Annotated in this window: 2 protein-coding genes and 2 pseudogenes; 3 read left to right on the plus strand and 1 reads right to left on the minus strand. The window is 75.8% G+C overall.

From position 1 onward, the window contains the following. The 3 genes and pseudogenes from C6N75_RS22560 to C6N75_RS22570 all read left to right on the plus strand — a co-directional run. Positions 1 to 358 (plus strand): annotated as a pseudogene (locus tag C6N75_RS22560) (cytochrome ubiquinol oxidase subunit I); the annotation flags it as partial. A gap of 56 nt (positions 359 to 414) precedes the next feature. Next, complete coding sequence (locus tag C6N75_RS22565) at positions 415 to 1,545, plus strand: winged helix DNA-binding domain-containing protein (RefSeq protein ID WP_105870727.1); 1,131 nt, start codon at positions 415 to 417, stop codon at positions 1,543 to 1,545. A gap of 89 nt (positions 1,546 to 1,634) precedes the next feature. Continuing rightward, positions 1,635 to 3,329 (plus strand): AMP-binding protein, encoded by a 1,695-nt coding sequence (locus tag C6N75_RS22570; protein ID WP_105870728.1) that lies wholly within the window; start codon positions 1,635 to 1,637, stop codon positions 3,327 to 3,329. Positions 3,330 to 3,345: 16 nt separating this feature from the next. Here C6N75_RS22570 and C6N75_RS22575 read toward each other — a convergent pair. After that, positions 3,346 to 3,601, minus strand: a pseudogene (locus C6N75_RS22575) (hypothetical protein); the annotation flags it as partial.

The following is a 3,601-nucleotide window of genomic DNA, read 5'->3' on the forward strand; positions in this document are numbered from 1 at the left end:
CGCCGACTACCTGGCCGCCGACGGCTTCACCGCGCTGAACACCCTCTCCTCCATCGGCGCGTTCCTGCTGGGCCTGTCCACGCTGCCGTTCCTCTACAACGTCTGGAAGACCGGGGCGCACGGCCGGAAGGTGGACGTGGACGACCCGTGGGGCTACGGCCGGTCCCTGGAGTGGGCCACCTCCTGCCCGCCGCCCCGGCACAACTTCGTCACCCTGCCCCGCGTCCGCTCCGAGTCGCCCGCCTTCGACCTGCACCACCCGGAGATCGCCGCGCTGGAGCCGGGGCACACCGCCGGCCGCCGCGACGTGGTCGAGCCGGGGCACGGCCCCCGCGAGCCGAAGAACCTGACGGAGTGACACCCCGGGCGAGCCGGCGGAAGACCCCGCGGCGCTCCCGGCGTACGGTGCGGGGCATGACCCCTCGGACCCGGAACGCCCCCGCGCCGACGCTGGGCGTCCGCGCCCTCAACCGGGCCACCCTCGCCCGCCAACTGCTGCTGCGCCGGGCAGCCCTGGGCGCCGAGGAGGCCGTCGCCCGTCTGGTCGGCCTCCAGGCGCAGAACACCCGGCCGCCCTACCACGCGCTGGCCGCCCGGCTGGACGGCTTCCGGCCCGAGGCGCTGTCGGAGCTGATGGAACGCCGGGCGGTGGCCCGGATCGTAACCCTCCGCTCCACCCTGCACACCCACACCGCCGACGACGTGCTGAGCCTGCGCCCGCTGGTGCAGCCCGCCCGCGAACGGGAGCTGAACGCCTTCCGCGCCCGGCTGACCGGGGTGGACCGCGACCGACTGGCCCGCACCGCCCGGGAGCTGGTGGAGGAGCGGCCCCGCACCCCCGCGGAGCTGCGCGAGCACCTGGCCCCGCTGTGGCCGGACGCCGACCCCGCCGCCCTGTCGGTCGCCGCCCGCTGCCTGCTGCCGCTGGTCCAGGTCACCCCGCGCGGCCTGTGGGAGCGCAGCGGCCAGGTGGCCCTGACCACCGCCGAGCACTGGTTCGGCCGCCCCTCCGGCGAACCGGTCGCCCCGGAGACCGCCGTACGGCGCTACCTGGCCGTCTTCGGCCCGGCGTCCGTCAAGGACATGCAGACCTGGGCCGGGCTGACCAGGCTGCGCCCGGTGTTCGAAGCGCTCCGCCCCGAGCTGGCGGCCTTCCGCGACGAGCGCGGCACCGAGCTGTTCGACCTGCCCGACGCGCCCCGGCCGGACGCCGACGAGGACGCCCCGCCCCGGCTGCTGCCCGAGTTCGACAACCTGCTGCTGTCGCACGCCGACCGCACCCGGGTGGTGCCGCCCGCCTACAAGGACCGCACCTGGCGGGTGAACCAGTCCTTCCCGGCCTTCCTGCTGGACGGCTTCGTCGCCGGGGTGTGGAAGCTGGAACGGTCCACCGGGAAGGCCGACCGGGCGGCCGTGGTGCTGGAGCCGTTCGGCGCGCCGACCCGCGCGCAGCGCACCGCCCTGGTCGAGGAGGCCGGGCGGACCCTGGAGGTGCTGGCCGCCGCCGCCGACCCGGACGTGCGCTTCGGCGCCGTGATCGGCTGACGGGGTGGCCCGGGGGAGGGCCCCGGCCGGAGGATGGGCCCCGCCGGACGGACGGCGCCGGCGGACCACCGTGACGAGGAGGACGACGTATGGCGCGGCACGAAGGTGGGGCTCCGGAGTTCCGGGCGGCCCGGGACTTCCTGCTGGAGCACCGGGAGGACTACCCCGCGGCGTACGCGGGCTTCCGCTGGCCCCGGCCGGAGCGGTTCAACTGGGCGCTGGACTGGTTCGACGCGATCGCCGCCGACGGGAGCGGCGGCGGGCGCACCGCGCTGCACCTGGTCGAGGAGGACGGCCGGGAGACGAAGCTGTCCTTCGCCGCGCTGCGGGAGCGCTCCGACCGGGTCGCCAACTGGCTGCGCGCGCACGGGGTGCGGGCCGGGGAGCGGATCATCGTCATGCTCGGCAACCAGGTGGAGCTGTGGGAGACGGCGCTGGCCGCGATGAAGCTGCGGGCGGTCGTCATCCCGGCCACCCCGCTGCTGGGACCGGCCGACCTGGCCGACCGGGTGGAGCGCGGGCAGGCCCGCCATGTGGTCGTCCGGTCCGCCGACACCGGCAAGTTCGCCTCGGTGCCCGGCGCGTACACCGGGATCGCGGTCGGCGAGCCGGTGCCCGGCTGGCTGGCGTACGAGGACGCGGACGGCGCCTCCGCCGCGTACACCCCCGACGGCGAGACCCTGGCCGGCGATCCGCTGATGCTCTACTTCACCTCCGGCACCACCGCCCGCCCCAAGCTGGTCGAGCACACCCATGTCTCGTATCCGGTGGGCCATCTGGCCACCATGTACTGGATCGGGCTGAGGCCGGGCGACGTCCACCTCAACATCTCCTCGCCGGGCTGGGCCAAGCACGCCTGGTCCAACCTGTTCGCCCCGTGGAACGCCGAGGCGACCGTCTTCCTCTTCCACTACACCCGCTTCGACGCGGCCCGGCTGATGGCCGAAATGGACCGGCACGGCGTCACCAGCCTGTGCGCCCCGCCGACGGTGTGGCGGATGCTCGTCCAGGCCGACCTGTCCCGGCTGAAGACCCCGCCGCGCGAGGCGCTGGCCGCCGGCGAACCGCTGAACCCGGAGGTCGTCGAGGCGGTGCGGCGGGCCTGGGGGGTGACCGTCCGGGACGGCTTCGGCCAGACCGAGACGGCCGTGCAGGTCGCCAACACCCCCGGACAGGTGCTGAAGCCGGGCTCCATGGGCCGGCCCAGCCCCGGCTACCGGGTGGAGCTGCTCGACCCGGTGACCGGGAGGCCCGGCGCCGCCGAGGGCGAGATCGCGCTCGACCTGGCGGCCGCGCCGGTGGGCCTGATGACCGGCTACCACGGCGACCCGGAGCGCACCGCCGAGGCGACGGCCGGCGGCTATTACCGCACCGGCGACATCGCCTCCCGGGACGCCGAGGGATACCTGTTCTTCCAGGGCCGGACCGACGACGTCTTCAAGTCCAGCGACTACAAGGTCAGCCCCTTCGAGCTGGAGAGCGCGCTGCTGGAGCACGAGGCGGTGGCGGAGGCCGCGGTCGTCCCGGCGTCCGACCCGCTCCGGCTCGCGGTGCCCAAGGCGTACGTCGTGCTCGCCGAGGGCTGGGAGCCGGGCGCGGAGACGGCGAAGGCGCTGTTCGCCCACTCCCGCGCCGTCCTCGCCCCGTACCTGAGGGTGCGCCGGATCGAGTTCGCCGAGCTGCCGAAGACGGTCTCCGGCAAGATCCGCCGGGTGGAGCTGCGGGCGCGCACCGCCGAGGGCGCCGGCGGCCCGGAGTACGACGAGCGCGACCTGCTCGGCTGAGGGCCCTGCGGGCCCGCTACGCGCCGCCGGCGAGGAGCTCGTCGGCGGCGCCGTTGACCGGCTGCGGGGCGCCGGTCAGGTCCATCACGAACAGCGGCAGCCCCACGCCGTCCGCCCGCCGCCGGGCCTCCGGCGCGTACCCCGCCAGCGAGAACGCCACACCGCGGGCCCCCGCCGCCAGCCCGTTCAGCCAGAGGCACTCCACCGCCCGCAGCGAGGTGGGCCGGGTGGTGGAGTGCCTCTGGCTGAACGGGCTGGCGGCGGGGCGCCCG

The sequence above is a fragment of the Streptomyces solincola genome (genome assembly GCF_002982015.1).
In the GTDB taxonomy this organism is placed as follows: domain Bacteria; phylum Actinomycetota; class Actinomycetes; order Streptomycetales; family Streptomycetaceae; genus Streptomyces; species Streptomyces solincola.